Here is a 26,983-nt window from a genome sequence, read left to right as displayed (position 1 = left end):
AGGGTCCAGCTATGAAAACTCACTCCTTCCAGCATTACTCTCATAATCTGGGAATGGCCGTTCACGACGCGTGGATTACAACCCGGGTGAAATCGGCCCTGGCATTTGCAGAACCGACTCTCGGCATGCACGTCAATGTCAAAACCCATGCCGGTACGGTGGCGTTGAGTGGTCGCGTCAACACCCATAAGGAATGCGAGCGGGTGGTAGAACTCGCCCGTTCGGTGAGTGGTGTCAACGAAATCGATGCCAAAGACTTGCTGACGCATGTGTTCACTCCGGGGCATCTCCCCGAAGCTCCCAACGCTGAAGAAAGCACCGAGTACCGGCCGCCATCGTCGGACAAAAAGATGGATGACAAATGATGCTGGCAACCGTGTGAGCGCCGCGCTCCCGGTTGGGTAACGGGAGCGGGGCGCAGAGTATTAGCACCGGGCGCGTTCAATCAACTGGATCGGCCCTGCGTCAGATGAATTTGGTTGCAGCAGAGGCTGAGCCAACACTACAGGGCTTCATGCTCAGGGATGTGCTGCTTAGCTCATCCCCTTACTAAATTAATCCATTGCCCAGCAGGCGCGGTCATGCTCCTTCCTTAGATCAATCCATGACTTCAGTTATCTGAGTCACACGCTGTGTGTTAGATAAAACACCAATCTGCCGTTGACGAGCGATAAGGAGGACGTTACGTTGAATTCAATGAGCGCACTTTTCGTCACCACCACGACAACCACCACCACGACCGCCATCGGCGGGCCGCGGGGAGGTTGTGCGCTCTAAACACTTGCCACAATTTAACCGAAAGGCCCCGCCGGAAACGGACGGGGCCTTTTTTGTGCTCTTCGTCCTTCCGGTCCATAAAACATCAGGGAGAGAAGGATGGACGATTTTGATCACCGCGCATTGGGAAATAAACTCGATTTGCGAAGCGTTCGGTCTGCGAATGACGCCAGGCAATCAATGAAGGTTCGCCGGGCTTCGCCGCTTTTTGATCGATTGACGGGCGGCGTCGGCTTAGCAACAACGGTCCTGCTCTTTCTGCAGTTTCTCGTTAATCTCTCGGTGTTCGGGTCTTTTCCGCTGCTGGCTGCCTTTCTGAGCGTCGAGCGCCGCTTGAGCGCCGGCGACGTCGCGAGCGTACTCACCGTGAGCCTGCTGTCGAGTCGGCTGTTGCCGCTTGTTCTAGGATCTGCTACCGACCGATTTAATAGCAGAGTACTGGTTTCGTTGGGTCTGGTGTGCCGTGCTATGGGGTTCATCGGTTTGGGCCATGTTCTCGATTTCCCCGCGTTGGCCGCATGTGCATTCTTGAGTGGATTCGGCGCAGCCCTCTATGAAACGACCGCATACTCCGTGTTCGGTACCCTCAAAACAGATATTCGTTCGCGTGTATTCGTTTTGAATAATCTTGTACTTAACCTGGGGGCGCTGGTCGGGCCAACAGTGCTGTTCTTACTGCCTGCCCATGGCGGTGCTTTTCCATTTGAGGTAAGCGGTTATATCTTCGCTGCGTTGGCTTTGGTGGCACCGTTCGCGGCTGTACGGACGCGCATGGATGAAAGACCGAAGCGTGTTGTCTCTGCGCTTTTTGAGGTTTTCCATGACAGGAAATTTCGAAGACTCTGCATCGCACTTATCCCGTTCTGGACTGTGTACACGCAAATTTATGTGTTCATCCCACTGACTTTCGCTCAGGGAGCGTCAGGGTATAACGGTGTGCGACCGTTCTACATCGCGAACGCTTTGTTCGGTGTCTTGACTGCGCTTCTGGGGATGCGATGGTTTCAACAGGCAAGGTGGCAATCCCTGATGTCAATCGGTCATCTCGCGCTGCTCGCCTGTTTCGTACTGGCAGCGCTCATTTTCCCAGGCGAATGGAACTCGCAACAGTCTCTGGTGATCCTCGTTGTCATCGCTTTAGTTTTCACGTTCGGCGAAAGCCTCATCTTGCCTGCGTCGAACATCGCTCTCGCTGAACTGACGACCGAGAGCAACGCTGGAAGCTATTTCGGCGCGTCAGCAGTCTCTTGGGCAATAGGCGGAGCCTTGGGAAACTATCTGGGCAGTATGGGCGCGGGATGGACGCCGATCAGCATGGGTTGGCTTGTTTTCGCTTTTGTCAGCATGATCGGGTTGCTTTGTTTCAAGAGGCTTGAACACGCCCAATAGGGGCGGAGCCAAGATGAGCTTAAATTTTTATCATAAGCACTCTGTTTATATAAGATTATTTAAGACAATAAAAAGCCCGGCACTGGGCCGGGCTCTATCAGCGTTTGAACGTGGTTTAGCTCAACAGCCCGGTACTGACCGCGACAATCAGGAAAATACCCAATACCGCACGGTAAATAACGAAAGGCCAGGTGGAAAACCTTTCGAGGAATTTCATCAGGCCCCAGATGGCGCAAAACGCCGACACGCTGGCGATCACCAATCCGAACATCAGGTGCGACCACGCTTCCGCCGGGATATGCGCGTGATACAGCACCCAGAGCTCTTTCAAGCCGGCCAGCGCGATAGCGGGCAGCCCAAGCAGGAATGAGAACCGCGCGGCTTCTTCACGTTTGAAGTTAAGAAAGAGCGCGGCGGTGAGTGTTGAGCCTGAGCGGGAAACACCGGGGATCAGCGCGCCAACTTGTGCAATACCGACGATCAATGCATCCCGCAGGCGCATCTGTCCCACGACGCGCTGATGGCGGCAGCTGAGCTCGGCCGCGGCCAGCAGAACGGCCATCACCAGGCATGAGATGCCAATCACCATCAGGCCTCTCAAGGGTGAGTTGCACGTATTGAGCAGCGAGGACAAGGCCAGGCCCGCAATGCCGATCGGGATGGTCGCCAGCACAATCGCAACAGCCAGCTTGAACGATTGGTTGTTGAAGTCACGCTGTCGCACGGCACCTATGCTGCCAGCGACGACTTCCCGTACATCACGCCAGAAATAGCTGACGACCGCGGCCAGTGCGGCCAATTGCATCGCAGCGGAAAACGCTGAGCCGGGATCGGGCCAGCCGAGCAGGGCGGGTACGATTCGCATGTGCGCAGTGGATGAAATGGGTAATAGCTCGGTGATGCCTTGAATGATCCCCAGGATGCCAATTTGCAGGTAATCCAGAGAAGCAAAGCCGATATCAAGGCTGCTGGTACAGACGTTTGTCAAAATTACGTTCCTTAAGAAGTAAGGCTTTCCCACTACCCCCGAAAACACGGTACGACGCTCGGAAAGTCTCGGCAGTGGGCAAATGATCCTGGACTGAACCGCTCTGTCAGAGGGTAGTTCATGGTGACCGCGAGCGGAATAATGGCCTTATTTGTAACTGTTTGCTACAGACTGTTGAGATGATTTTTTTAGCCAGGAGCGCCCGCGAAGCCCATGTGTACAGGCCCGGCCGGGATTTTATGTTCGCTTCATGACCGACAATCGAGGTTCCTCAGTTCCAGCTAAGTTTGCCTGCGTAGTCTCTCCCTTGCGCCAATTGCTGCGCTGTCAAGGAGAAGCATCCACATGAAGCCGCTTACGAAAGCTGACTGGCTCAATAAAGTCCCCGAGGTGACCCTGTCGTTCTGGGTCATCAAGATCATGTCCACTACCGTGGGTGAAACCGGCGCTGACTTTCTCGCTGTCGATGCCGGGTTGGGGCAGGGTGTGACCAGTATCGGCATGGCCGTGCTGTTGGCGATTGCACTGTTCGGCCAACTTCGTACACGCGCCTACACCCCTTGGATTTATTGGCTGACGGTGGTGCTGGTGAGCGTCGTCGGAACGCAGATTACCGACGTGCTCACTGACAAAATGGGCATCAGTCTGTATGCCAGCACGGCGGTATTTTCGGTGCTGCTGGCGATCAATTTCATGATCTGGTACGGGTTGGAGCGCAGCCTCTCGATCACTGAAATCGTCACACCGCGCCGGGAACTGTTCTATTGGGCGACAGTGCTCTGTACCTTTGCGCTGGGCACCGCGGCCGGCGACCTCGCCACCGAGGCGCTGGGGCTTGGCTTCACACTGGGCGCGGTGATTTTCGGCGCGTTGATCGCCGTGACGTTCGCCGCCTGGCGCCTGGGCGGCAATACGGTCCTGACCTTCTGGATCGCCTACATCCTGACCCGTCCTTTCGGCGCCTCCCTGGGAGACTTGCTGACGCAAGCCAAGACCTATGGCGGTCTCGGCATGGGCGCCATGTGGACCAGCGCGATTTTCCTCAGCGTGATCCTGATTCTGGTCGCCGTCGCACAGATGAGCGTCGGCAATCGCAAACTCGTCACTGAATAATCCGTTCAAAAGCCTATCAAGGAATCATCATGGTCTCCGTTAAAACTGCCATTCGTAAAGCCGCCGTCCTTTCCGCCATCGTCGTGTTCGGCCTGGCCGCGGGGTGTTCGAAACCCGCTGACGCCCCTAAAACGAGCGCTACTTCGGGTGCGGCCAGCGTTCAGCAGAGCTTGGCCTCTAAACTCGGCGACCTGTCGGCGTTCCAGGGTATTGCGGCCAGCGTCGCCGATCTGGTGAATAAAAACGACCTGCCGGGTGCGAAAACTCGAATCAAGGACCTGGAGTTGTCCTGGGACTCCGCGGAAGCCGGCATCAAACCGCGTGCTGCCAGCGACTGGCATGTCCTGGACAAGTCCATCGACACTGCACTTGAGGCCTTGCGCGCCAGCACCCCGAAACAGAGCGACTGCAAGGCGGCAATGGATGATTTGCTGAAAACCTTCAATTCGCTGCAAGGAAAAAGCTGACAGCTTTCAATGCCCATAAATCGCTTCGCGCACGCTTGAACAGGTGATTCAATGCAGGCTCGACACTCGCGCTGGTATACCCGCGTGAGTATCGAGCCTCACTCATTCACCGGAGAGGGACATGCGGATATTACTGGTTGAAGACGACCCGATGATCGGAGACGCGATCCAGGGCGCACTGAGGGATGCCAGTTACGCCGCCGACTGGGTCACGGATGGTCTGACCGCCCTGACTGCGCTGGACACTCAACATTATGACCTGGTGCTGCTTGACCTCGGCCTGCCCGGCAAGGACGGCCTTGCGGTATTGAGCAGCATCCGTGGCCGCAACAACGGCGTTCCGCTGCTGATCATCACGGCCCGCGACAGCCTCGACGATCGCTTGCGCGGTCTCGATGGTGGTGCTGACGACTACCTGCTCAAACCCTTTGAAATGGCGGAATTGCTGGCGCGCATGCGTGCCGTTCTGCGCCGCAAAGGGGGTAGCGCGCTGCCCGTTTTCAGCAACGGCGTGGTGTCGCTGGACCCGATCTCGAAACAAGCCAGCACCATCGACAATCCTGACGTCCAGCTCTCCAACCGCGAGTTCTCGCTACTGCAGGCACTGTTGATCAGGCCGGGGGCTATTCTTTCGCGCAGCGAGCTCGAAGACCGTATCTACGGCTGGGGCAATGAAGTGGAAAGCAACGCAGTGGAGTTTCTGATCCATGCTCTGCGTCGCAAGCTGGGTAGCCACGTCATCAAGAATGTCAGGGGTATGGGATGGATGGTTTCAAAAGGCGACTGAGCGAGTCGGTCCAGGTCAGGCTCTCCGTTTCGCTGACGCTGGCCATTCTGATCGTCGCTATCGTGGCTGGTATTTTCGCCTTCGTCTCGGCATTCGATGAAGCCCTGGAAATGCAGGACAACACCCTGCACCAGGTGGCGGTGTTGTTCGAGCGCCAGCAGATGACGCTGACCTATCCGACGCAAGGCAAGGGCATCGAGGGAGACGATGAAGAATCCCGGGTCACCGTTCAGTACCTGAACGATGGCAACAAGGTGTCGGGCAATGTGGAGGCTGGCGCACCGCTGCCACTGCCGACAACGCTGGCCGACGGCCTGTCGACGCTGGTGGTCGGTGGCGAGCCGTTTCGTGTGCTGGTCAAGACCCTGACCAATGGTGAGCGCATAGCCGTTGCGCAGGAAACCGGCGCCCGCGACAAGGACGCCCGCGAGAGCGCCTGGCGCGGCCTGTTGCCGTTTCTCATCCTGTTTCCCGTGCTGTTACTGGTGGTTGCCGATCTGGTGCACAAGCTGTTTCGGCCGATCGCGGTACTGGCGTCTGAAATCGACCAGCGCGGCGAGCAGGAACTGCACCCCATCGACGAGAACCATTTGCCCGCCGAGATCCGCCCCTTCGTGCTGGCCATAAATCGATTGCTCACCCGTGTGGCTCAGTCGATGGAGACCCAGCGGCGCTTCGTCGCCGATGCCGCCCACGAACTCCGATCACCGTTGACGGCCCTGTCGCTGCAAGCCGAACGCCTGGCCGTCGCAGACATGTCGACATTGGCCCGGGAGCGTCTGTTTGCATTGCGGCGAGGGATCGAGCGCGGCAAAAATCTGATTGATCAACTGTTGGCACTGGCCACCGCACAATCGAACTCGACGCTGCCTGCAACGCCGGTTTCCGTGCATGGCGTCTATCGGCGCGTGTTGGAGGACCTGCTGCCGCTGGCCGAGGCCAAGCATATCGACATCGGTGTCGAGGATGAACCGGATGTGCAGGTGCTGATCAACGAACGCGACCTGCTCGCCATGGTCAAGAACCTGGTCGATAACGCCATTCGCTATACGCCTGCAGGCGGGCGGGTAGATCTTTCGGTGCGCATGGAGGAGGGCGGAGCGCTGTTGCAGGTCAGGGACTCCGGCCCGGGGATTGCGGCCGAGGAACGGGAACGTGTGTTCGACCCGTTTTATCGCAGCCTCGGGAACCATGAGGTCGGGTCCGGGCTGGGGTTGTCCATCGTCAAGGCGGTAGCGGATCGCAACGGGGCACAGATCCGTCTGGGGTTTGGCGATGAGGCGGCAAGACGCGGGTTGTGTGTTTCGGTATGGTTACCGTCATTGATTTCCCGCAGTGTTTCCCCTGCCGCTCATCTGTAGGCGCAGATTCATTTGTGAAAAGAACACATCGCCGGCCGAGCATTCTTCGGCCGGCTCTGGATACTCATTCAAGGATCAATCCATGCTTTTAACCAAACGCGATCAGGCGCGAATCGAGCGTCGCCTGGTGGTTACCCTGACCGAGGCGTGTGAGACGGCCAAAGCGGAAATCGTCGGGTTCGTCTGGTTGACCCACGAGGTGGATTACACCGCGTTCCCGGCAAGCCTGAGGGTGACCTGGGTCTTCGACACACTGGCCAACAAGCGCCAGGCCCTGGCCGTCGGGCAAGCTGAACGCATGGTTGAACTGACGGCCGTGGCGTTAAGTGAAGCGGATATTCTCGTCAGCCCGGTCTCGGCTCATGTGCAATTTGACACCGAAGAACAGTATCAGCGCGCCCATGCCGGAAACGGGCAGCAACGCTTGGCGCGCCAGCGCTCGACTCGGGATTGAACCATGGCCAAGGATATCGAAAACCCGTGTATTGCCGTTTGTCAGCTGCGCGGTGAGCTGTGTGTGAGTTGTGGGCGCATCAAGGAGGACATCAGGAAATGGAAGCGCATGAAGCGCCCGGAAAAAATGGCCGCCGTGCAACGCGCGAACCTGCGCCTGCAAAGCCTGAAAAAAAATAACGGGTGAGCCGCTGGCGAGTAAAATTGTTGAGTCGTTGCTGAGTAACCAAGCAGTCAAATCACGACGTTAAAGGGAGTTAACGATGGAAATGGATCATGTTTTTATTTGTGTGAATCATGACGGTCGAGGTGCTGAATCTCTGAAAACCCTCGGGCTTGTCGAAGGGACGCCAAACGTCCACCCAGGTCAAGGCACTGCCAATAGACGGTTCTTCTTCAGAAACGCTTTCATTGAGCTTCTATATCTCACGGATGAGTCAGAAGCTCGAAGTCAGTTAACGGCGCCAACCCGACTCTTTGACCGCCTCACGTGCACAGAGGGAGTCGCCGCGCCCTTTGGTGTTTGCTTCAGGCCTTCCACAGTAGGGGAGAAGCCGCTATTTCCAGTCTGGGAGTATCGACCTGTTTACTTACCCGCGGCCCTGAGCGTCGACGTGGGACATGCGCCTGTATCCGAACCGATGTGGTTTTTTCTTTCGTTTGCCAAGAGACCCGATGAGGCTCCGATTGAGCGAGCGCAGCCGTTCGAGCATCCCAATGGTTTTCGCGACATTACATCGGTGCGAGTGATCACTCCCGACAACCAGGCTTTTTCTAGCGCTGCGCAATGTGCAAACCAGCTGGAAGGGTTTGCAATTGTTCAGGGTCATGAGCATCTGCTCATAGTGGAGATTGATCATGGGGCGAGCGGCCAGACGCACGATTTTCGTCCGGGGATGCCGATGATCATGAACTGGTAGTTCGGCCTGAAACAGATGCTCGAAAGCAAAAAAAGCTAAAAACAGACGATCACGCAGGGGGGATTACCCGGTTGCTGGCCGGGCCGCCTTCAATTCCGTAATATCCGCAACCCTTTGTCCCACCATGCCCTGCGGTCTGCTCCGTCGGCCTGTATTTTAGGTAAGTCATGAAATCCAAACGTCTGCGCGCTGATGCCCTGGCCGGACTCACCACCTCTTTTGCTCTGCTGCCCGAATGCATCGCCTTCGCCCTGGTTGCGCACCTGAATCCGCTGATGGGGTTGTACGGAGCCTTCATCATCTGCACCCTGACTGCCCTGTTCGGAGGCCGGCCGGGGATGATTTCCGGTGCTGCCGGATCGATGGCCGTGGTGATTATCGCGTTGGTCGTGCAGCACGGCGTGCAGTATCTGCTCGCCACGGTGTTGATGGGTGGACTGTTGATGATGGCGTTCGGTCTGCTACGGCTGGGCAAGCTAGTGCGCATGGTGCCGTACCCGGTAATGCTCGGTTTCGTCAATGGCCTGGCGATTGTCATCGCCTTGGCCCAGCTGGAGCATTTCAAGAGTGGCGGGACCTGGCTGAGCGGTACAGCACTGTATCTGATGATCGGGCTGGTGGCGCTGACGATGGCCATCGTCTACGTGTTACCGCGCGTGACCCGAGCTGTGCCACCGGCGTTGGTGGCGATTCTTGGCGTCGGTCTGGCGGTCTACCTTCTCGGCTTGCCGACTCGCACCCTTGGCGACATGGCGCACATTGCCGGCGGTCTGCCTGGCCTGGCCTTGCCTCAAGTGCCCTGGAACCTGGAAACCCTGTGGATTATCGCCCCTTATGCGGTGTTGATGGCCCTGGTCGGGCTGTTGGAAACCCTTTTGACGCTGAACCTTACCGACGAGATCACCGAGAGCCGTGGCTACCCGGATCGTGAATGCGTGGCACTGGGCGCGGCCAATATGGTCTCCGGTCTGTTCGGTGGGATGGGCGGATGCGCCATGATCGGTCAAACCGTGATCAATCTCAGTTCCAGCGGCCGCGGCCGACTCTCCGGTGTGGTCGCGGGAGTGATGATCTTGCTGTTCATCCTGTTCCTTTCGCCGCTGATCGAGCGCATCCCGCTGGCGGCACTGGTCGGGGTGATGTTCGTCGTGGCGCAGCAGACCTTCGCCTGGGCCTCGCTGCGGGTGCTCAACAAGGTACCGTTGAACGACGTATTGGTGGTCATTGCCGTAACGATCATCACGGTGTTCACCGATCTGGCCATCGCTGTGCTCTGCGGGATTGTCATTGCCGCGCTGAACTTCGCCTGGCAGCAGGCCCGCGAGCTATACGCCGACAGTTACCTGGAAGCTGACGGCAGCAAGCTCTACCGCCTGCATGGCACGCTATTCTTCGCCTCTACTGCACCGTTCCTCAACCAGTTCGACCCCGCCAACGACCCGCCTCAGGTAACCCTCGATTGTCGTCACCTGAGCTTTGTCGACTACTCGGCCATCGCCGCGCTGAGGACGCTGCGTGAGCGCTACGTCAAGACCGGCAAACAGTTGCGGGTGTATCACTTGTCCGAACGCTGCAAGAAAATGCTCAAGCGCGCTGGCGTGCAGCACGACTGAGGTCAGTGCATGCGAACAGGCTGGGTATCACTCAAGGTTGCTTGAGTCAGCGGGATCAACGCTGGGGAAGGTTCCAGCGTTCGCGAAAGTGCTCGTACTCCGCTTCGGGCAGTTGAACCAGTAGGGGCGACTGACGCGGATCCAGCCAGCTGAACAAGCGAGCAATATCTGCCGGGTCCATGGCTGTGCAGCCAAGCGTCGGGGAGGTGGGGGCTCGCCAGATGTGGAAGAAAATGCACGAGCCCGCGTCGGCGGACGCCGGCGTGTTGTGCTCGATGACAATGCCTTGTCGATACATGTCGTCATCGCGACGCATGTGTTCGGAGCTGTTCCAGTCCCTGGCAATCGTCGACCCGTCGACAAGCTCGTTATAGCGTTTGGAGTGGCTGTCATCCACGCATTCGGTGGTCGATGTCAGCGGAAGGTAAGGCAGCCTGGTATCGGCCGTGCTGTCGTATCCAAAAGCTGTGCCCAGTTTGAACAGGCCGGCAGGCGCTTTCCCGTCGCCTTCACGTTTGACCGGTCCTTCGCGCTGGTCAACGACACCGAGACCCTTGCCCCAGGCCAGCCCGCTTTTGCCGACAACCACCGGAAACGGCGCCCCGTATTTCTGAAACGTTTTCCCTTGCCGCTTGTAGCGTTGGGCGGTCCCCTGGACATCGGTCCAGTTTTTTGTCGTGACCACAATCAGCTGATTACTGGTGTCCAGCGCTTGAGGCGTAATAGGGAAATCCATGACGTTCTTCAGCGCATCGTTCCCGGTGTAGGTGAAGTGCCACCATTCTTTCGAGTACCCGGAAAATCCCTCTTTTTGCATGGCGTTGCCGAGCCGCTGGCGATTCGCTCTGGCGGTCGCGTTGATCGTTGAACTGTCGGTATGCGCTCGCTCATCGAAGCAATCGAACCCTGTTCCCATGTCGACGGCACCATCATGCCAACGCTGCACATAGGGAGCGGCGCAGTCGACTTGCACGGCCGAGGGACTCCATGTCTGAGCGGGCAGAGCCTCTGGCCCCGTCAGCGTCAAATCCACCGTGCCGCCCTTGGAGTGATTCGAAACCCGGGCCACATAGCCCAGACGCCAGAAGTCTTGCTTGTCCACGCGCGGATAGAACTCGGCCTTGCGCGGGTCACCCGGTTGCGTCGCAAAGCGTCCCATGTCGGCAACCGCACGGCTGGGCCGATAACAGTCAAATACCTTCAAACCGTAGCCTTGAGTGCGCAACGCCGTTTGTACCCGGGCAAGGGCCTTGGCGGCGTCCAGCGACAACAGACACTCTGCAGCTTCGTAGCCGTCGAGCGGGTGTCCGGTGAAGTTGTGGGCGCTGGCATAGCGGATGTCTTGCTCGATACCCGGATCAATCGCCCGTAAATAGACCATATGCTCGGGTCTTGGCTCGGCGCTCGCCAGGCAGGGCGCGATAACGGCTAGCATCGAGAAGCACAGCGGTTTGATTCTGCACAGCAGGCGCATGCGATGCCTCCAAAGGTGCCGGTTTTCAATCCAGAGCAGGCTAATGGTTGTACCCTTTTTTCTCAATCAGGGTTAGCGGGGTGAGTTGCCTTGTTGGGTAGATGGCATTGCCGCTTGCCTGGCCATCTGATATCAGCGAAGCTCCGCGCCAGTCCATGTTCAGGGCGAGTTAGCCACAAGATCGAATGGTTTAGGGAAGAGATGAATGACGCTCAGGGTGATGGTAATCGGTGGCTACGGAAACTTCGGCAGCATCGTTTGCCGGCATTTAGTTGCGATGCCAGGTGTATCCCTGGTGATTTCGGGGCGCGACTCACAGAAGTTGTTGCGCAAAGTCGATGAGCTGAAAGCCCAATCGGGCACAACCTGTGAAAGCTGGTGCGGCGATGCCATGGACACTGCATTCAAGTCCGTCCTGGACTCGATGGGTATTCAGTTGGTCATCCATACCGGCGGCCCGTTCCAGGGACAGACCTATGCCGTTGCGCAGGGCTGTATCGATGCGGGCGTGAACTACTGCGACCTGTCTGACTGCCGTACCTTCGTCACCGGGATCGGCGTGCTCGACGCACAAGCCAAGCGTGCAGGCGTGGCTATCCTCAGCGGTTGCAGTTCGGTGCCGACCTTATCGTCGGCAATAATCGACCAACACCGACATCGCTTCAAACGTATCGACTCGATCGACCATGGCATTTCATCTTCGGCAAAGATGCCGGGACTGTCGACCGTCGAAGGCGTGCTCGCCTACGCAGGTAAACCGATCAAGCAACTCAGGAATGGACAGGTGCATGAAGTGTTGGGCTGGCAGGACCTGACGCTTCGCAAGATGCCACAACTGGGTACCCGGGTCCTGGCCAATGTCGACGTGCCGGACATCGATATATTCGCCCAGCGTTATGGTGCCAAAACCCTGAGTTTCAAAGCAGGATCAGGCCTGAAACTCGGCGGTTTGGCCAACTATCTTCTGGCTCAGGCGATGAGAGTGGGGCTGGTTCGGGACCCTGCGTCATGGGCTGCAAGATTGCATCGCTGGGGCCGGAGGTTCGAGCGATTCGGTGATGGTAAAAGTGCAATGTACATCGACGTCCAGGGCATCGATGTTGATGCAAAGCCGCTGTCCATGACGGTGCAACTGACGGCGATGAATGACAAGGGGCCGGAAATCCCCAGCTGCGCGGCTGTTGCCTTGGCCGCAAAAATCGTTCTGGAGTACTCGCCCGAGCCCGGTGCCCGAGCTTGCGTGGGCGAGATCACCGTTGATGAGTACATGGCGGCGATCAACGACCCGGTGAATCTGCACTTGTCCGTAAAATTCTCCAACGAGCAGGGCTGACCATGCTCTACCTGTGTCTGAAGTACATCCACGTCATCGCCGCTATTTTCCTGTTCGGATTCGGCATGGGGTCTTACCTCTACTTGATCGCCGCCAGCCGCACGGCCAATCCTCAAGTCATCGCGCATGTGGCGAGAATGGTCGTGCGATTCGACACCTGGATTACCACACCGGCAGGTTTCATTCAGATCGTGACAGGCTATCTGTTGGTGAGGCTTGCCGGACTTCCCCTGACCACGGAATGGGTTCTGACGTCGCTGATCATCTTCCTGTGTGTGGGCTCACTCTGGCTTCCTGTGTTGGTGCTTCAGAAGCGGCTGCACATGATGGCCTTGAGCGCGGTTGAGGCGGGCGTGGGGCTTGCTGAGGAGTACAGATCCGTTTACAGGAAATGGTTCTGGATGGGCGTTCTGGGGTTTTTGGGAATGTTCGTGATTGTGATGATTATGGTGACGAAGATGACGCCGAGGGACTTGATTGAAGTGATGGGGTAGGAGGGTGAGGCAATGCCGGACGCGGGCTATCACCAAACGGCGCAACCAACCCGGGCAGACGAGCAATCACTCAAACATTGCATTCCTCATGGGAATGCATGGCATAAAATTAATGAATTTTAATTATCGCTGTGCAAGGCGTAGCTTGATTTGAGGACATGGAGAATCGCCTTGAAATCATCGCCTCTGAACGCAGCTGAAAAATTTGATACCTCACGGGCCACTGAGTACGGACGACAGAGCCGTATTGCATTGGCAGGCTATGACGCCTGCCACGATCTTGCGGCGTGCATGCTGGCGGCAATCCTCGGTGACACAAACCCGGCGAGAATACTGGTCGTTGGCGCAGGCGGTACGGCTCAGGAGATTATTGCAATGGCAAGGTTGGAGCCGAGTTGGCGCTTCACTGCCGTTGATCCCTCCGAGCCGATGCTCGAGGCCGCGACGCAGCAGCTAGAGGCAAACAACTTACTTGAGAGAACGGACGTGCATCTTGGTCAGGTTGACGACCTGCCATCGGACGCGTCATACGACGCGGCGACGCTGATCGGTGTACTCCATCATCTCGCTGGAGATGACGCCAAACGACAACTTCTACGTTCCATTCGGACTCATCTAAAGCCAGGTGCGCCGTTGATTGTCGCGGGCAATCAATATGCCTATGCCAGTCAACCAATGTTGCTTGCTGCCTGGGGGCAACGGTGGCGACAGCAGGGTGCGAGCCCGGATGAAGTGAAGGTCAAGCTTGGGAAAATCCTTCAAGGCGCTGACCCTCCACACTCCGAGGCGGCAGTTCAAAAACTGCTGCATGACTCGGGATTCGGAGACGCTACTCGTTTTTTCAGCAGCCTTTTCTGGGGCGCCTGGGTGACGTGCAAAACTGTCTGAAAGGAACCGATAGTCGGTTATTGGCCGACAGGAGCATGTCGCCCCCGGGAGCGTGGGATCGTGATTATGGACGACGTCGGTAACGTCGTGTGGCGAGTGACGCTCGTGCCATCATCGAAGGAAGGGTGATGAGGCGAACGCCCACGTCAGAGAAATAAAACACAAATGATGAATAAAGACGGTCTTCGCAACTGCCCTGGCACCCGCTCGGGCCGAGAAAAAACTTAATGTCGTGTCCGGGATGAGTGGACCATTACAAACTGATCGCAAGTGGTGTCAAGCCTTCTGCTAATTGCCATCCGCCACTTTCCGTTCTATTTCAGCTATTTTTCGACTGCGCTCCTCAGCCTCCTGCACCTGGGCTTGAGTTAAAGGGGGCGTAACGGTTACGTCTACATTTTTGGCGTCACTCTTCCTGTCCTCAAGACCTCGTTCGACCACATTGGCGGGTTTGCCAGACGTATCGGTGGGAAGGGTGTTTGACGTCGTTTCAGATTCGTCGTCAACACGGTCATCGTTGTTCATATCGCTACCTCCATTGGCCTATACATTGGATGCAGCGGTATGGCTTGAGTTCGATTTTTTACCGGCGTTCCCGATGGATATCGGCTCTCGTGATGTTCATCGGGATTCAACGGTATGACGCGCGTAGTTCACCAGCTTGATTGTCCGCCTCGCAGCGTCCTACTGACCGCCAAACACCGCTGGCCGACGCTCTGCAAACGCCGCCAGCCCCTCATCAAAGTCGTTGCTCTCACACGCCTGTCGACGCAGTTCTGCGATCTGTTCCATCGCCTGGACGGGCATCGGTTGCAGGTCTTCGAGGATGCGCAGCTGCTCCTTGACCGCCGCATTGGCCAGCGGGGCTTTGCCGGCAACCGTGCGTGCCAGTTCCAGCGCAGTGGCTTCCAGCACGTCGCTGTCGACCAGCCGGTTCACCACACCGAAGTGTTCAGCGCGTTCTGCATCGAGCTTGTGCGCGCAGAAAAACATTTCCTTCAACACGTGAATCGGCAGGTTGTTGAAGAAGCGCAGCAGCCCGCTGGTTGTGTAGGGCAAACCGATGTTTGCCGGCGTCATCGAAAAGCTTGCACTGCGATCCGCGACCACCAGGTCGCAGCTCATCGCCAGATCGACCGCGCCACCCCATACCGAGCCGGAGATCATGGCGATCACCACGCCGGGGTAGGCGCGGATGCGGCGCAAGACTTTTTCGAGTGGCTTGCCGTAGGCAACCGGGTCGTGGTCGTGTTGCAGTTCACGGATGTCGTGGCCGGCGCTCCAGACGGGCTGGCCGACTTCGCTGCCGAGTATCACCACGGGTATGCGTTGTGACGCCAGTGCGGCGAGGCTTTCGTCGAGGGCGTTCAGCAGTTGTGCGCTGAGGGCGTTGCGGTGGGTGGGGTTGCTGAAGACCAGCCGACCGATTCGTTCATCGACCATGTTGACGGTCACGGTGGCGGAAGAGGTTTGCGTCGGGTTCATTGTGCGGTTCCTGTTGATTGTCCGGATGCCATTACTGGCGAATCACTGCTGTCCTGATACACGGCTTTCGCGGCCAGCAGCGCGTTGATCGACGCCGTGTCGAAACCTGCCTCGCGCAGGACTTCGAGGGTGTGTTCACCGAGCAGCGGCGGTGGTCGCTGGCTGACACCGGGCGCAGGTTCTGTTGCGTCGGTTGCGCTGAACACGGGAGTTACTACCTGGCGCAGCGCGCCGAGTGTCGGGTGCATGAGTGTCCGGGTCAGCTGGCTATGCAGCACCTGCGGGTCGTCGAACACTTCGTCGAGTGTATTGATCGGGCCTGCGGGTAAACCAGCCTCGATGAACAGTTCGGTCCACACGCGTTTGCTGCGGGTTTTCAAGCGGCTTTCCAGAATAGCTTTCAACTCGTCACGTCGCTCGACCCGGGCTTCATTGGTGGCGAAGCGCGGGTCGTCCGGCAGTGTCGGTAAATCGAGCAGGGTGCATAAACGTCCCCACATGGCCGAGGTGATCGGCGCCAGGTTGAGCGGGCCGTCCTGCGTCTGGAATACGCCGTAAGGCGCAATGACTGAGTGGGCGTTGCCCGTACGGCGGGGGACATCGCCCAGGCTGAGGTAGCGTTGACCGTGCACACTTAACAACCCGACCAGGCTGGCCAGCAACGAGGTGCTGACGTGCTGGCCGTAACCGCTGCGTTCGCGCTCCAGCAGGGCGGCCAATACCGCGGTCACCAGCCACATGCCCGAGGTCAGGTCGCCGATGGCCGTGCCGGTGCGGGTCGGATCACCATCGACGAATCCCGTCAGGCTCATCAGCCCCGAGTAACCCTGGGCGATCTGGTCGAAACCTGGCCAGCTGCTCATCGGCCCGTCGCTGCCAAAAGCGTTGATGCTGCCCATGATAAGGCGCGGATTGCGTGCGCTGAGCACCTCATAGCTCAGGCCCATGCTATCGAGCGTGCCGGGTTTGAAGTTCTCGATCACCACGTCGGCCTCATCGACCAGTCGCTGGATTGCGGCCAAGCCCTGGGGGTTGCGGAAGTCGATGCAGATGCCGCGTTTATTGCGATTGCACGACAGATAGTAGGTGCTCACGCCGCGGTCGAACGGCCCCCAGGTCCGGCTCATATCACCGGTCGGGCCGGGCTCGATCTTGATCACATCGGCGCCGAGGTCCGCCAGCACCATGGTGCAGAACGGCCCCGACAGTGCGCGACTCAAGTCGACGATCTTCACGCCTTGCAAAGCTTGCATACGGTTCTCCACTGAATGTTTGAGCGCTGCTGTTTTATTGCGGCAATGGTTGATCACGGGTTTCGACGGCAAACGGCAGGATCAGAATCCCGGCCACGAAGGCCGCAGCGGTCCAGGCGATGGGGGCGCCGAGCGAGCCGTGCCAGTGGATCGCAGCGGCCAGCAGAAAGTTGACGCCGGCGCCGATGAAACGGCCGACCGAGGCATTGAAGGCGAACGCGGTGGCGCGGATCCGGGTCGGATACTGCTCGGGCAGCCAGAGCGAGAAAATCGCGAAGTTACCGCCGAAGAAGCCGAGAAACACCAGCGACACCATGAACAGGTGCAGGCCGTCGTCCATGTAGAACACCCAGCCAAAGGCGACCACGATCGACGTCGCCATACCGGCGAAGTAGATGGCCAGCGCAAGCCGTCGCCCGAGCCGCTCGGCCAGCCACGGCGCAACGAGGCAGCCGAGAATGGTGCTGAGCGATAGCACCGCCGCACCAATGGAGGCCAGGTGCACGGCGCCAACGTGGTCGATGCCGGCGCGGGTCGCCAGGGTCACTACGGCCGTTGCTTCGTAAACCGAGCCGGCCCACAAACCGACGATCGCGACGCCGACCAGGGCCGAGCTGGTCAGCGTGCGTCGGCGAAAGGCCGGGGCAAAGATTTCCCACCAAGAGGTGCGCGCAGAAGTGATGGGGGAGCGTGCGACAGGGTGCGCCACCTTGTGTGTCTGGGCAGGCTCTTTGACCTTCAACGCGGTGTAGATCGCCACCGCCGCCGGTGCGAGGCCGCACAGAAACATCACGCGCCAGCCGTAGGTTGCGCCGACGGTGTAGTTCAGCAACGCGGCAATGAAGAAGCCGAAGTAGTAGCCGGTTTGCAGGTAGCCCGCGCCCATCTTGCGCCGGTCCTCCGGCCAGCTCTCGGCCACATAGGTGCCGGCCAGTGCCCATTCGCCGCCGACGCCGATCCCGGCGATCAGCCGAAACGCCGCCAATTGCCAGATGTTCTCCGAGAACGCCGCCGCCCCGGTAAACAGCGAGTACACCAGAACGCTGGCGGCCAGCATCTTCACCCGACCAAAACGGTCGGCGAGCGGCCCCCAGATAAACGACAGACCCCAGCCGATCAGAAACAGCCCGAACAGGAGGGAGCCGTACATGGCGATGTTAGTGGGGGTTGGGGTAATGCCCGAGTTGGGCAGCAACTCGGTCAGGGCGGGAATCAACACCAGGGCGAAGATCACCGAATCCACGCCATCCAGCACCCATCCCAGGTAGACGGTCCAGAAGCCGCGAATCTGCTCGCGGGTCAGGGGCGTTTTGATCGGCTTCACGCTCGTTGCTGATGCGGTTAATGCTCTGGACATTAAGATCTCCCATTGACCTTGATCAGGCCTATTGAGGCGCTGCGAGGCGGGGGCCGCCGTCAGCGCTTCGTTTATTGTGAAATCAGTCTAGGCAGCGCATCTCATAAGCTACAAATATGAAATTCCTTTGGTCTCATCGGATTTCTATATAGAGTCAGATGCTTTGGACGCCCCCCATGGACCTGCGCCAGTTGCGGTATTTCATCAAGGTGGTCGAGTGCGGCACTATCACCCGCGCCAGTGAGGCACTGCATATCGCGCAGCCCGCGATCAGCCAGCAGATGCGCAATCTGGAACGGGATATGGACACGCAATTGCTCGAGCGCAGCGTGCAGGGCGTGGTGCCCACCGCGGCCGGGCAGACGCTGTACCGACATGCCATCGAACTGCTGCGCCAAGCCGACAGCACCCGTGAACTGCTGCGTCAGGACGCCGAACTCCCGCAGGGCAAGGTCTCGGTCGGCATGCCATCGAGTACGGCGCGGATGTTGGCGATTCCGCTCGCACGTACGATCCGCAGTCGGTATCCGGGTATCAAGCTGGAATTGATCGACGCCCCGAGCGCCGAGCTGGGAGGCCTGATTACGGTCGGGCGGGTGGCACTCGCGGTGAATGTCGATGTGGTCGAAACCCGCGGGCTGATCTCGCAGCGACTGCTCACCGAAACGCTGTACCTGATCGCGTGGCCGGAATTTCCGTTACCCGAGGAGCCGGTGACTATCGACGCCCTGGCGAAAATGCCGCTGGTGCTGCCCTGTGCCCCGAACACGATTCGCAGTCGAGTCGAGTCGGCATTGCAGGAGGCCGGTCTGCACTGTGAGGTCGAGTTCGAAGCCAACTCCACGGACTTGTTGTTCTCAGCCGTCCTGGCAAAACTGGGCGTGACGATCCTGCCTTGGGCAGCCGCCCATGTCGAACTGGATCAACATAAGCTCAAGCTCGCCAGGATCGATCATCGGCTGTTCACCCGTGAGCTGTCTTTGTGCTGGCCTGACACCGCCGTGCAGAGCAACGCGGTGCAAAAGGTCAAGGCGACCATTTTCGAACTGTTCGAGGCGTTCGGACGCCACCCGGGGTGGGCGGACGGGCAATGATGAGGCCGGTTGCGTGGGCTTCGGGCAATAACCTGAAGTCGTGATCGACTTAGAGCATGTGTCCTTTACGGGAAAACGAACGTATTTCGGTAACCGTTCGGCAAGCACATATTGTCAAATGCAGTGGCTTTGACTTTGCCGCCTGGTACGGGCAGAGTTTGGCGCTACGTGAGGATGGATGCCTCGGTGAGGCTTAAGGAGAATGCCGTGTTTCCGATCAATATCTGGCTTGCCTATACTGCCGCGTGCTTGCTATTGGTTCTCGCGCCAGGCCCGGACAATCTGCTGGCCGTAGGCCGAGGACTCAGTCAGGGCAGGGTAGCCGCTATCGTATCGGGCATGGCATCTGGGGCGGGAATTCTATTTCATGTGGCAACCGCTTCGCTGGGACTGACTTTGCTTATGCAGACGTCCGCAGTTGCCTTCTGGGTCGTCAAGCTTATCGGCGCCGGTTATTTACTATGGCTTGGCATAAAAGTCCTACGCTCTCGTAGCCTGATTAGCTTCCAGCCAGCGACTCGGCAATCACTGCCGAGCATTTTCCTCACGGGATTACTCTCGGCAGCACTCAATCCAAAGCCTGGTTTTTTCGTACTTGCATTCATCCCGCAATTCGTCGATCCACAGCGCGGCTCAGTGAGCGTGCAGATGCTGGTGTATGGCATATGGTTCGCCGTACTTACGGCAGTGGGATTCGCACTTATGGGCGTATTTGCCACTGCACTGTCCCGATTTTTGCGTCAGAGGCCACGGCTGGTAAATGGCCTGAACGTAGGGGCAGGACTCACCTTCGTTGCTTCGGGAGTATCGATAGCGGCGCTCAGCCAAAAATAGGATCCGTGTATTGGCGTCGCGGGGCTAAGGTTCCAGCCTCGCTGAGCCTCGGTGATTATGAAAGCTGACGACTTTAAGACCTGGAATTACGGCATCGAATACGGCAAGAAAAAGCCATGCCGGTGATGGGTATGCTGCACACTTGGATGATCGTCCAGCGGAATTTAGTGCCCGAAGGTTCAGCTATCAGTAGAGCGCTGGATTACAGCCTGAAACGCTGTGCAGCGCTGTCGCGCTACCTTGATGACGGCGCCGTACCCATTGACAACAACTGGGCAGAAAACCAGATCCGACCTTGGGCACCAGGACGCAAGAACTGGCTCTTTGCAGGATCATTGCATAACGCCGCTCTTGAAATAGGCAGCATCTGGTTTTCACCAGCATTGCAGCGGACTTGACCCGCTACCGAGGCGATATACCTGCTTATTGACCACGCTTTTTCTATTGGCTTCAACAGAGTGGCTTGGCGGTGTAACGCGCTCAATATGCCCTCTCGAAACGCTGCGCTACGACTAGGATTTTCCTTTGAAGGCACTTGGCGTCAAGCTCAAATTATAAAAGGTAGATGGCGCGATACAGCTTGGTATGCACAGTTTGCAGAAGAGTGGCCAGCTAACAAGCTCCTGATTGAGCGGTGGCTGGCCGATGATAACTTCGACGCCAATGGCCGTCAGTACACCTCGCTACGGTGAGAGGTGAGGCTAGCAGTCCGGCGTTTTTGACACCGTCGCCTGTAGCGATTGGAGCCCTTATGCAGACTTCACTGGATCATTTAGTCATCGTGGCGCCTACGTTGGAAGCGGGTGACCGCTTCGTGAGTCAGCGATTGGGCGTGGAACTTCAACCAGGCGGTTGCCATCCGCTTATGGGAACCCACAACAAACTGCTGCGGCTAGGTACACATTTCTATCTAGAAGTGATCGCTATTAACCCAGCGGCCCTGCCTGTGGATCGGCCTCGGTGGTTTGGCCTGGACGGTCTGCCAGACAACGTGTCTCCTCGGCTCGCCCATTGGGTCGCTAAAACCGACACCTTGAAAACGCTTAGCCCGATGTTCGCAGAGGTCGTCGGACAAGTGCAGCCGATGAGCCGAGGCGAACTGTGCTGGGATATTACAATTTTAGCGGACGGCAGACTGCCTTTGGAGGGGGCCGCGCCCAGCCTGATTCAATGGGGACAGCCGGTGCACCCTGCGACGATGCTTGAAGATAAAGGCTGCTCATTGCAGATGCTCGATATCTTTCATCCTGCGCCAGAGAGGATTAGCCATCTGCTTGATGCCATAAATTTTTCCGGGCCAGTTCGACTTCATAGGTGCGACAGCATTGAGATGTCACGCTTGGTTTCCTGTATCGAAACTCCAAGTGGCCTCAGGAATTTATAGGGCAAATATCGCACGCGAGGGTTAGTTGTAATCGATACTCGCGCTGAATGGTAATAGCCCCCCTAAATCACCTCGCGTACGTCAGGAAGGCACCCACTGATGCGGTAACAGTTGGACGTTCTCACTCGCCTACCGACGCAGCGGGCGTGTGATATTGCAAATCTGCTGCCGCATCAATGGGGGGGGCGGTAACCAGGCAAGGTATTTGAGCAAATCTAGGTGAGTTAGAATGCCGGATGCATAGACCTCAAGGACGCGCGATGATATTACAACACAGGCCAGTGAAGGCTGATGACATCAGAACTATCTGTAGCTTTCCCCTGAACGCTCGGGAACTGTTTTATATGTTCCCGAAAGCTCAATACCCTCTGACTGAAGCTCAGCTGTCTAACGCTATTACTCAACGTTTCGACTCGACGGTTGTCGAGACCCAGAACAGCGTCGTCGGCTTTGCTAACTTTTATCGGGCTGAAACGGGTGGGGTTTGCTGTATCGGCAATGTCATTGTTGCCCAAGAGGCACGAGGTAAAGGTGTGGCGACCTTCATCGTGGAGACGATGACGGCTCTGGCGTTCGACCGCTATGACGCCACAGAGGTGCAGATCTCGTGCTTCAATGAAAATACAGCAGGCTTGCTGCTTTATCCAAAACTGGGCTTCTTACCCTTTGCTGTCGAAGAGCGAATTTCCCTGGATAGTCGTAGATCAGCACTCATCCATATGGCCCGCAGAAGAGCAGCCCGACCATAATGCTCACCTTGAAAGCCCGCTTAATGCAGCTGCTTTCAGGTATTCAGTCGGTTGCTTTGGTTTAAGTGCGTCAGTGCTGAATGGGCAGCGCTGTGCGGCCTAGGGATCAAGAGGCGGGATTACCGGACGATGTGAGGGCGAAGTAAAGATGTGTTCGCCATCCGCTTACGTTGCGCATGCCCTTGGGGCCGTTTAGCGGACTTGGCGCATTTGGGTGCGTGCGGCGTACCGGTACTTACGCAAAAGCAAAGGTGCGTCGGTGGCTATAAGGCCTGCTTGCTCATCGTTCAGCGACGCTCGGCCACCTCAATAAGAATGAGCGTCAACCACACGCTTCACCGTGTCGAGGGCAATTTGCAGGGCATCCAGTTCCAAAGAACCGAGCGCAAGCCTGATCGCGTGAGGAATAGGGGCAGATGTCGCAAAGGGCTCCGCAGTTGACACTGAAACGTGCTCGCGCATCAGCGCCACCGCCAGCTGGTCCGCGCGAACCTCTTCTCCCAAAGGCAGCCAGAGAAAATAGGAGGAGGGATGGCCGATGTACTTCAAGTCGGTCAGCGTGGCCCTGGCCATGGCCTGTCGCTTTGCGGCGTCCTGACGCTTTTCGCGCTCCAGGCGATTGACCGTGCCGTCGTCGAGCCAGTTACAGGCGATTGAAGTCATCACCCCGGGCGTGTTCCAAATGGTCGCGCGTATGGCTCTCTCGATAGCGGGTACCCAGGCGGAGGGTGCCGCGACAAATCCGACGCGCAACCCGGTGGCGACATTTTTCGAAAGGCCTGTCACGTACACGGTTCTTTCCGGTGCAAGCGCTGCCAAGGGAGGCGGTGCGTCCTCTGCGAGGAACGCATAGGCGGCGTCCTCGATGATCAGCACGTCATGCTCGCGGGCGATGCTCACCAAGCGTTGCCTCCAGCTTTCGCTTGCGACCCAGCCCAGTGGATTGTGCAAGGTTGGCATGGTGTATACGGCGCGGACCTTTCTGCTCTTGCACAATCGAGCCAGGGCATCCAGATCAGGTTCACAACCGGCAGCGGGGAGGGGGGCCAGTTCCAGGCGCTGGGTATCCGCGAGGACTTTGAAACCGGGATAGGTCAAGGCATCCGTCACGACAACATCGCCTGGGCGCAGCAGCCCCATGACAGTCACTGCCAACCCGTGTTGAGCCCCGTTGACGATCAGTACGTGCTCGTCGCTGACGCTCAAGCCTCGGCACTGGAGATGCCGGGCAACTGACGCACGCTCATGCTGTCGCCCGCCATGGGGCTGATAGCGGAGCAATGCCTCCAGATCGCCGGAAGACGCCAATTGGCGTAAGGCGCTACGCAGCAGTTCTGCCTGGCCCGGTAGAGAAGGGTAGTTGAAGTTAAGGTCCAGAACACCGGTGGCGACCGCTTGCTGATCGATGCCTAATCCTGATGGCAACGAGGTCTCCCGGACAAACGTACCTCTCCCGGTTTCGCCGCTGACCAGGCCCATTGTTTCAAGCTCTGCGTAGACACGGGTCGCCGTGGCTAAGGCGAGGCCTTCGTTGGCCGCAAGCTCTCGGTGCGTGGGCAGGCGCGTCCCAGGTGACAGGCGTCCTGCGCGAATGTCGGCAGCGAACGCGTCCACCAACGATTTATACCGGGAGCGAGCCATGGAGATGTATCCATTACAATAATTTGATTGTACTAATTATTCGCCATAGCCTGCGCCTGTACAACCGCCTCCTTCTGGCGGATGCCAGCCAAATCTGCGGGAAGACCCAGCCATGCATATCGCCATTCTCACCTTTGAAGGCTACAACGAACTCGACTCCCTGATCGCACTCGGCGTGCTTAACTGCATCAAGAAGCCGGGATGGCGCGTGTCGATTGCCAGCCCAGCGGCCCGTGTTCGTTCAATGAACGGAGTGGTGATCGAATCCCAGGCAACGCTTCGCGAGGCGAGCGAAGCCGATGCGGTGATTGTCGGGAGCGGCATGCAGACTCGCGAAGTCGTGGCTGACACCGCCCTTATGGCGCAGTTACAACTTGATCCCTCGAGGCAGCTCCTGGGCGCGCAATGTTCCGGCACGCTGGTGCTGGCCAAGCTTGGCTTGCTGGAGGGTGTACCAGCCTGCACGGACTTGACGACGAAACCGTGGGTCCAGGCGGCTGGCATCGATATCCTCAACCAGCCGTTCTTCGCCAAAGGCAACATCGCCACCGCCGGAGGATGCCTCGCTTCGGTCTATCTTGCGGCCTGGATCATTGCTCGCCTGGAAGGCATCGAAGCGGCGGAGAGCGCACTGCACTACGTCGCGCCGGTCGGGGAAAAGGAAGTGTACGTTGAGCGCGCAATGCGCAATATCGCCGCGTACCTACCCGATGGGCAGGTTGCTTGAGGCGATTACAGCGAGAATCAAACCGCCGACTCAACTCGGCTTTTGCGCAAGCTGCGTCACCAAAAACTCGATAAACGCCCGAGTCTTCTGCGGAACCCGACGTGCAGACGAGTAGACCGCGTTGATGGTGATCGGCGGGGCCTGCCATTCGCACAACACGGCTACCAGCCTGCCGGCCGCCAAAGCCTCTTCGACAATGAAACTCGGCAGCAAGGCGATCCCCATGCCGGCTTCTGCGGCCTGGGCCAGCAGGTCGCCATTGTTGGCATGCAGAGGACCGGTGACGTGCACGCGCTGCGTCTCGGTGCCGTTGCTCAGTTGCAGGCTGACGCCGCTTTGCAGATAACCATAATTCAGGCATTGGTGTGCACTCAGGTCCTTTGGCGATTGCGGTGTACCCGCGCGCTGAAGATAGGCCGGGGAGGCGACCATGATCCGCGGAGCAGGCGCCAACAGTCGGGCCACCAGGGAGGAGTCCGGCAGGCTCGCGATGCGGATGGTCACATCGAAGCCACCGCGTACCGGGTCGACCTGCTGGTCGCTCAGGACCAGTTGCAGCTCAATGTTCGGATGCTGCTCATGAAACAACGGGATCAATGGCCCGAGCCGCCGCAGACCGAACGACATCGGCGCGTTGACCCGCAGCACGCCGCGTAGCTCACCAATGCCGTTACGCGCACGTTGCTCGGCTTCGTCCACGGACGCGATCACTTCACGGGCCGCTTCGTAGTACTCCGCGCCGGCCTCGGTCAGGTGCAGGCTGCGCGTCGTGCGCTGCAGCAACTGCACACCGATGGCCTCTTCCAGCGCCTGAATCTGTTTGCTGACTTTTGAGCGTGGCACATCCATCGCTCGGGCTGCGGCGGCGAAGCCGTTTGCTCCGACGGTGGCGACAAAAGCACGCATGCATTCGATCCGGTCCAAGACTGTCCCTATTTTGGAAATAATGATTATGCATTTTAGGTAATTGTTTCGGTTTTATCCAGAAACTACATTAGGTTCCAAGCCGGTAGCACACCACCTCCAACGAGACCAAGCACCGTGCCTTGCAGCCTGAATAACTCAACCCTCCAGAACAGCGACATCAAAAGGAACACGCCATGTCTATTCGTGAATTGCTCAACCCAACCAACTCCGCGCTGATCCTGATCGACCACCAGCCGCAGATGTCCTTCGGCGTGCAATCGATCGACCGTCAAACCCTGAAGAACAACACCGTTGCACTGGCCAAAGCCGCGAAGATCTTCAACGTGCCGACCATTTTGACGTCGGTCGAAACCGAAAGCTTCAGCGGCTACATCTGGCCGGAATTGCTCAGTGTGTTTCCCGATCATCAGCCCATCGAGCGCACCTCGATGAACTCCTGGGAAGATAAAAAACTGGTAGAAGCGGTGAAGGCCACCGGCCGCAAAAAGCTGATCATGGCCGCGCTCTGGACTGAAGTGTGCTTGAACTTTCCGGCTCTGGAAGCGCTGGCTGAAGGTTACGAGGTGTACATCGTCACCGACGCATCGGGCGGAACAACCAAAGAAGCGCACGACATGTCGGTGCAGCGGATGATCCAGGCCGGTGCGGTGCCGGTGACCTGGCAGCAAGTGTTGCTCGAGTACCAGCGCGACTGGGCACACAAAGAGACTTACGATGCAGTGATGGATCTGGTGCGCGAGCACAGTGGTGCCTACGGCATGGGCGTGGATTACGCCTACACCATGGTGCACAAGGCACCGCAACGTCAGGTCAAGTAAACCTCGGAAAAATACCGTTGCTCAACGGCGCAGTCCGCTGCGCCGTCACTGCCAGCGGCATGCTCGGAGAGTCAGTCATGAACATCGAATTGTCGGAAGGCGTGGTCACACTGTTGGTACGCCATCGGGTTAAACAGGGCGGGGATGAGGCGTACGAAAACTGGTTGCGTCGCACCATCGCCATGGCGCGCACGTATCCAGGGCATCTGGGCATTGATGTGATGCGCGGACAAAGTCAGGGGCTGGCCCAGTTCACCAGCGTGCTGCGTTTCGCCACGACTGAACAATTGCAGCATTGGCTCGACTCCGAGGATCGCCGCAAGCTGGTGGAAGAGGCGCAGCCATTGCTTGCCGATGGCGACCAGACCGAGGTCAATGCCGACCGTGAGTTCTGGTTTACTCCGACTGATGCGGCTGCGCCGACCCCACCGCGCTGGAAGCAGGCCTGCGTGACCTTTTTGGTCATCCTGCCCCTGAGCTTTCTGGTGCCGATGCTGTTCAAACCATTGTTTGGCTGGGTGCCCTGGCTGGGCGGCTATGTGCAAGGCAATGTGCTGATCACGGCCAGCATTGTGCTGTTGGTGGTCTACGTGTTCATGCCTCGGGTGACGCGTCTGTTTGGAAAGTGGCTGCAGTCGCAGCCCGGCTCGTGAGCAA

General features: G+C 58.2%; 28 protein-coding genes and 1 pseudogene. 21 read left to right on the top strand and 8 right to left on the bottom strand.

The features are described 5' to 3' along the window. Positions 1 to 11 precede the first annotated feature (11 nt). Both FPT12_RS02845 and FPT12_RS02840 read left to right on the top strand, forming a co-directional pair. On the top strand, positions 12 to 365 hold the full coding sequence (locus FPT12_RS02845) for a BON domain-containing protein (protein ID WP_145014552.1): 354 nt from the start codon (positions 12 to 14) through the stop codon (positions 363 to 365). Between the two features lie 511 nt (positions 366 to 876). Then, on the top strand, positions 877 to 2,166 hold the full coding sequence (locus FPT12_RS02840; RefSeq protein ID WP_145014551.1) for an MFS transporter: 1,290 nt from the start codon (positions 877 to 879) through the stop codon (positions 2,164 to 2,166). 115 nt (positions 2,167 to 2,281) lie between these two features. Here FPT12_RS02840 and FPT12_RS02835 read toward each other — a convergent pair whose 3' ends face one another. Continuing rightward, positions 2,282 to 3,154: an undecaprenyl-diphosphate phosphatase gene (locus tag FPT12_RS02835; RefSeq protein ID WP_145014759.1), complete on the bottom strand. Its 873-nt coding sequence runs from the start codon at positions 3,152 to 3,154 to the stop codon at positions 2,282 to 2,284. 345 nt (positions 3,155 to 3,499) lie between these two features. Between FPT12_RS02835 and FPT12_RS02830 the strand changes: the two genes are divergently transcribed. The 8 genes from FPT12_RS02830 (at position 3,500) to FPT12_RS02795 (ending at position 9,868) form a co-directional block, all read left to right on the top strand. Beyond that, entirely contained in the window at positions 3,500 to 4,267 is a 768-nt protein-coding gene (locus tag FPT12_RS02830) for a hypothetical protein (RefSeq protein ID WP_145014550.1), read from the top strand. A gap of 29 nt (positions 4,268 to 4,296) precedes the next feature. Then, positions 4,297 to 4,734 carry a hypothetical protein gene (locus FPT12_RS02825; RefSeq protein ID WP_145014549.1) on the top strand — a complete coding sequence of 146 codons (438 nt, stop codon included), beginning with the start codon at positions 4,297 to 4,299 and terminating at the stop codon, positions 4,732 to 4,734. A gap of 121 nt (positions 4,735 to 4,855) precedes the next feature. Continuing rightward, positions 4,856 to 5,521 (top strand): response regulator transcription factor, encoded by a 666-nt coding sequence (locus FPT12_RS02820; protein ID WP_145014548.1) that lies wholly within the window; start codon positions 4,856 to 4,858, stop codon positions 5,519 to 5,521. Beyond that, the gene (locus FPT12_RS02815) at positions 5,497 to 6,882 is read left to right on the top strand and encodes an ATP-binding protein (RefSeq protein ID WP_145014547.1); all 1,386 of its coding nucleotides are present in this window, start codon (positions 5,497 to 5,499) and stop codon (positions 6,880 to 6,882) included. The genes FPT12_RS02820 and FPT12_RS02815 overlap by 25 nt, the downstream gene beginning before the upstream one ends. 82 nt (positions 6,883 to 6,964) lie before the next feature. Further along, on the top strand, positions 6,965 to 7,336 hold the full coding sequence (locus FPT12_RS02810) for a hypothetical protein (RefSeq protein ID WP_145014546.1): 372 nt from the start codon (positions 6,965 to 6,967) through the stop codon (positions 7,334 to 7,336). 3 nt (positions 7,337 to 7,339) lie between these two features. Beyond that, the gene (locus FPT12_RS02805; RefSeq protein ID WP_145014545.1) at positions 7,340 to 7,522 is read left to right on the top strand and encodes a DUF1289 domain-containing protein; all 183 of its coding nucleotides are present in this window, start codon (positions 7,340 to 7,342) and stop codon (positions 7,520 to 7,522) included. Positions 7,523 to 7,598: 76 nt separating this feature from the next. Further along, positions 7,599 to 8,255 carry a VOC family protein gene (locus FPT12_RS02800; RefSeq protein ID WP_145014544.1) on the top strand — a complete coding sequence of 219 codons (657 nt, stop codon included), beginning with the start codon at positions 7,599 to 7,601 and terminating at the stop codon, positions 8,253 to 8,255. Positions 8,256 to 8,422: 167 nt separating this feature from the next. After that, entirely contained in the window at positions 8,423 to 9,868 is a 1,446-nt protein-coding gene (locus FPT12_RS02795; protein ID WP_145014543.1) for a SulP family inorganic anion transporter, read from the top strand. A gap of 55 nt (positions 9,869 to 9,923) precedes the next feature. On the opposite strand, the gene FPT12_RS02790 is transcribed toward FPT12_RS02795, so the two are convergent. Further along, a complete protein-coding gene (locus tag FPT12_RS02790) occupies positions 9,924 to 11,342 on the bottom strand; it encodes a M15 family metallopeptidase (protein WP_145014542.1) in 1,419 nt (472 codons plus the stop codon). A gap of 205 nt (positions 11,343 to 11,547) precedes the next feature. Here FPT12_RS02790 and FPT12_RS02785 point away from each other — a divergent pair, with 205 nt between their 5' ends. From FPT12_RS02785 to FPT12_RS02775, 3 genes are all read left to right on the top strand, one after another. Then, entirely contained in the window at positions 11,548 to 12,675 is a 1,128-nt protein-coding gene (locus FPT12_RS02785) for a saccharopine dehydrogenase family protein (RefSeq protein ID WP_145014541.1), read from the top strand. A 2-nt stretch (positions 12,676 to 12,677) separates the two neighbouring features. Continuing rightward, entirely contained in the window at positions 12,678 to 13,169 is a 492-nt protein-coding gene (locus tag FPT12_RS02780) for a DUF2269 domain-containing protein (protein ID WP_145014540.1), read from the top strand. 171 nt (positions 13,170 to 13,340) lie between these two features. Beyond that, complete coding sequence (locus FPT12_RS02775; protein ID WP_145014539.1) at positions 13,341 to 14,057, top strand: class I SAM-dependent methyltransferase; 717 nt, start codon at positions 13,341 to 13,343, stop codon at positions 14,055 to 14,057. A gap of 288 nt (positions 14,058 to 14,345) precedes the next feature. Here FPT12_RS02775 and FPT12_RS02770 read toward each other — a convergent pair whose 3' ends face one another. The 4 genes from FPT12_RS02770 to FPT12_RS02755 all read right to left on the bottom strand — a co-directional run bounded on the left by FPT12_RS02770 (position 14,346) and on the right by FPT12_RS02755 (position 18,119). Next, positions 14,346 to 14,582, bottom strand: a complete 237-nt coding sequence (locus FPT12_RS02770) for a hypothetical protein (protein WP_145014538.1) — start codon at positions 14,580 to 14,582, stop codon at positions 14,346 to 14,348. A gap of 159 nt (positions 14,583 to 14,741) precedes the next feature. Then, entirely contained in the window at positions 14,742 to 15,542 is an 801-nt protein-coding gene (gene scpB, locus FPT12_RS02765; RefSeq protein WP_145014537.1) for a methylmalonyl-CoA decarboxylase, read from the bottom strand. Beyond that, on the bottom strand, positions 15,539 to 16,795 hold the full coding sequence (locus FPT12_RS02760; RefSeq protein WP_145014536.1) for a CaiB/BaiF CoA-transferase family protein: 1,257 nt from the start codon (positions 16,793 to 16,795) through the stop codon (positions 15,539 to 15,541). Before FPT12_RS02760 ends, scpB begins: the two co-directional genes overlap by 4 nt. 34 nt (positions 16,796 to 16,829) lie before the next feature. After that, positions 16,830 to 18,119, bottom strand: a complete 1,290-nt coding sequence (locus tag FPT12_RS02755) for an MFS transporter (RefSeq protein WP_256676578.1) — start codon at positions 18,117 to 18,119, stop codon at positions 16,830 to 16,832. Between the two features lie 209 nt (positions 18,120 to 18,328). On the opposite strand from FPT12_RS02755, the gene FPT12_RS02750 reads away from it, so the two are divergent. The 5 genes and pseudogenes from FPT12_RS02750 to FPT12_RS02730 all read left to right on the top strand — a co-directional run bounded on the left by FPT12_RS02750 (position 18,329) and on the right by FPT12_RS02730 (position 22,213). After that, positions 18,329 to 19,246 carry a LysR substrate-binding domain-containing protein gene (locus tag FPT12_RS02750; RefSeq protein WP_145014534.1) on the top strand — a complete coding sequence of 306 codons (918 nt, stop codon included), beginning with the start codon at positions 18,329 to 18,331 and terminating at the stop codon, positions 19,244 to 19,246. Between the two features lie 207 nt (positions 19,247 to 19,453). Then, complete coding sequence (locus tag FPT12_RS02745) at positions 19,454 to 20,080, top strand: LysE family translocator (RefSeq protein ID WP_371922472.1); 627 nt, start codon at positions 19,454 to 19,456, stop codon at positions 20,078 to 20,080. 83 nt (positions 20,081 to 20,163) lie between these two features. Continuing rightward, positions 20,164 to 20,424 (top strand): annotated as a pseudogene (locus tag FPT12_RS02740) (transposase); the annotation flags it as partial. Positions 20,425 to 20,831: 407 nt separating this feature from the next. Beyond that, on the top strand, positions 20,832 to 21,464 hold the full coding sequence (locus tag FPT12_RS02735; protein ID WP_145014532.1) for a VOC family protein: 633 nt from the start codon (positions 20,832 to 20,834) through the stop codon (positions 21,462 to 21,464). 260 nt (positions 21,465 to 21,724) lie between these two features. Continuing rightward, positions 21,725 to 22,213, top strand: a complete 489-nt coding sequence (locus tag FPT12_RS02730; protein ID WP_145014531.1) for a GNAT family N-acetyltransferase — start codon at positions 21,725 to 21,727, stop codon at positions 22,211 to 22,213. A gap of 306 nt (positions 22,214 to 22,519) precedes the next feature. On the opposite strand, the gene FPT12_RS02725 is transcribed toward FPT12_RS02730, so the two are convergent. Beyond that, positions 22,520 to 23,854 (bottom strand): PLP-dependent aminotransferase family protein, encoded by a 1,335-nt coding sequence (locus FPT12_RS02725; protein ID WP_145014530.1) that lies wholly within the window; start codon positions 23,852 to 23,854, stop codon positions 22,520 to 22,522. A 112-nt stretch (positions 23,855 to 23,966) separates the two neighbouring features. Between FPT12_RS02725 and FPT12_RS02720 the strand changes: the two genes are divergently transcribed. Beyond that, positions 23,967 to 24,581: a DJ-1/PfpI family protein gene (locus FPT12_RS02720; RefSeq protein WP_145014529.1), complete on the top strand. Its 615-nt coding sequence runs from the start codon at positions 23,967 to 23,969 to the stop codon at positions 24,579 to 24,581. A 30-nt stretch (positions 24,582 to 24,611) separates the two neighbouring features. On the opposite strand, the gene FPT12_RS02715 is transcribed toward FPT12_RS02720, so the two are convergent. After that, a complete protein-coding gene (locus FPT12_RS02715) occupies positions 24,612 to 25,505 on the bottom strand; it encodes a LysR family transcriptional regulator (RefSeq protein ID WP_145014528.1) in 894 nt (297 codons plus the stop codon). Between the two features lie 176 nt (positions 25,506 to 25,681). On the opposite strand from FPT12_RS02715, the gene FPT12_RS02710 reads away from it, so the two are divergent. Together FPT12_RS02710 and FPT12_RS02705 are read left to right on the top strand one after the other, a co-directional pair. Beyond that, positions 25,682 to 26,326 carry a hydrolase gene (locus tag FPT12_RS02710; protein ID WP_054597057.1) on the top strand — a complete coding sequence of 215 codons (645 nt, stop codon included), beginning with the start codon at positions 25,682 to 25,684 and terminating at the stop codon, positions 26,324 to 26,326. Between the two features lie 77 nt (positions 26,327 to 26,403). Continuing rightward, entirely contained in the window at positions 26,404 to 26,979 is a 576-nt protein-coding gene (locus tag FPT12_RS02705) for an antibiotic biosynthesis monooxygenase (protein ID WP_145014527.1), read from the top strand. Positions 26,980 to 26,983 lie beyond the last annotated feature (4 nt).

Origin of the sequence: Pseudomonas sp. H3(2019) (genome assembly GCF_007713465.1) — a bacterium.
Lineage (GTDB): Bacteria > Pseudomonadota > Gammaproteobacteria > Pseudomonadales > Pseudomonadaceae > Aquipseudomonas.
The sequence above is the reverse complement of the archived record's forward strand: the minus strand, read 5'-3'. Positions and strand labels throughout refer to the sequence as shown.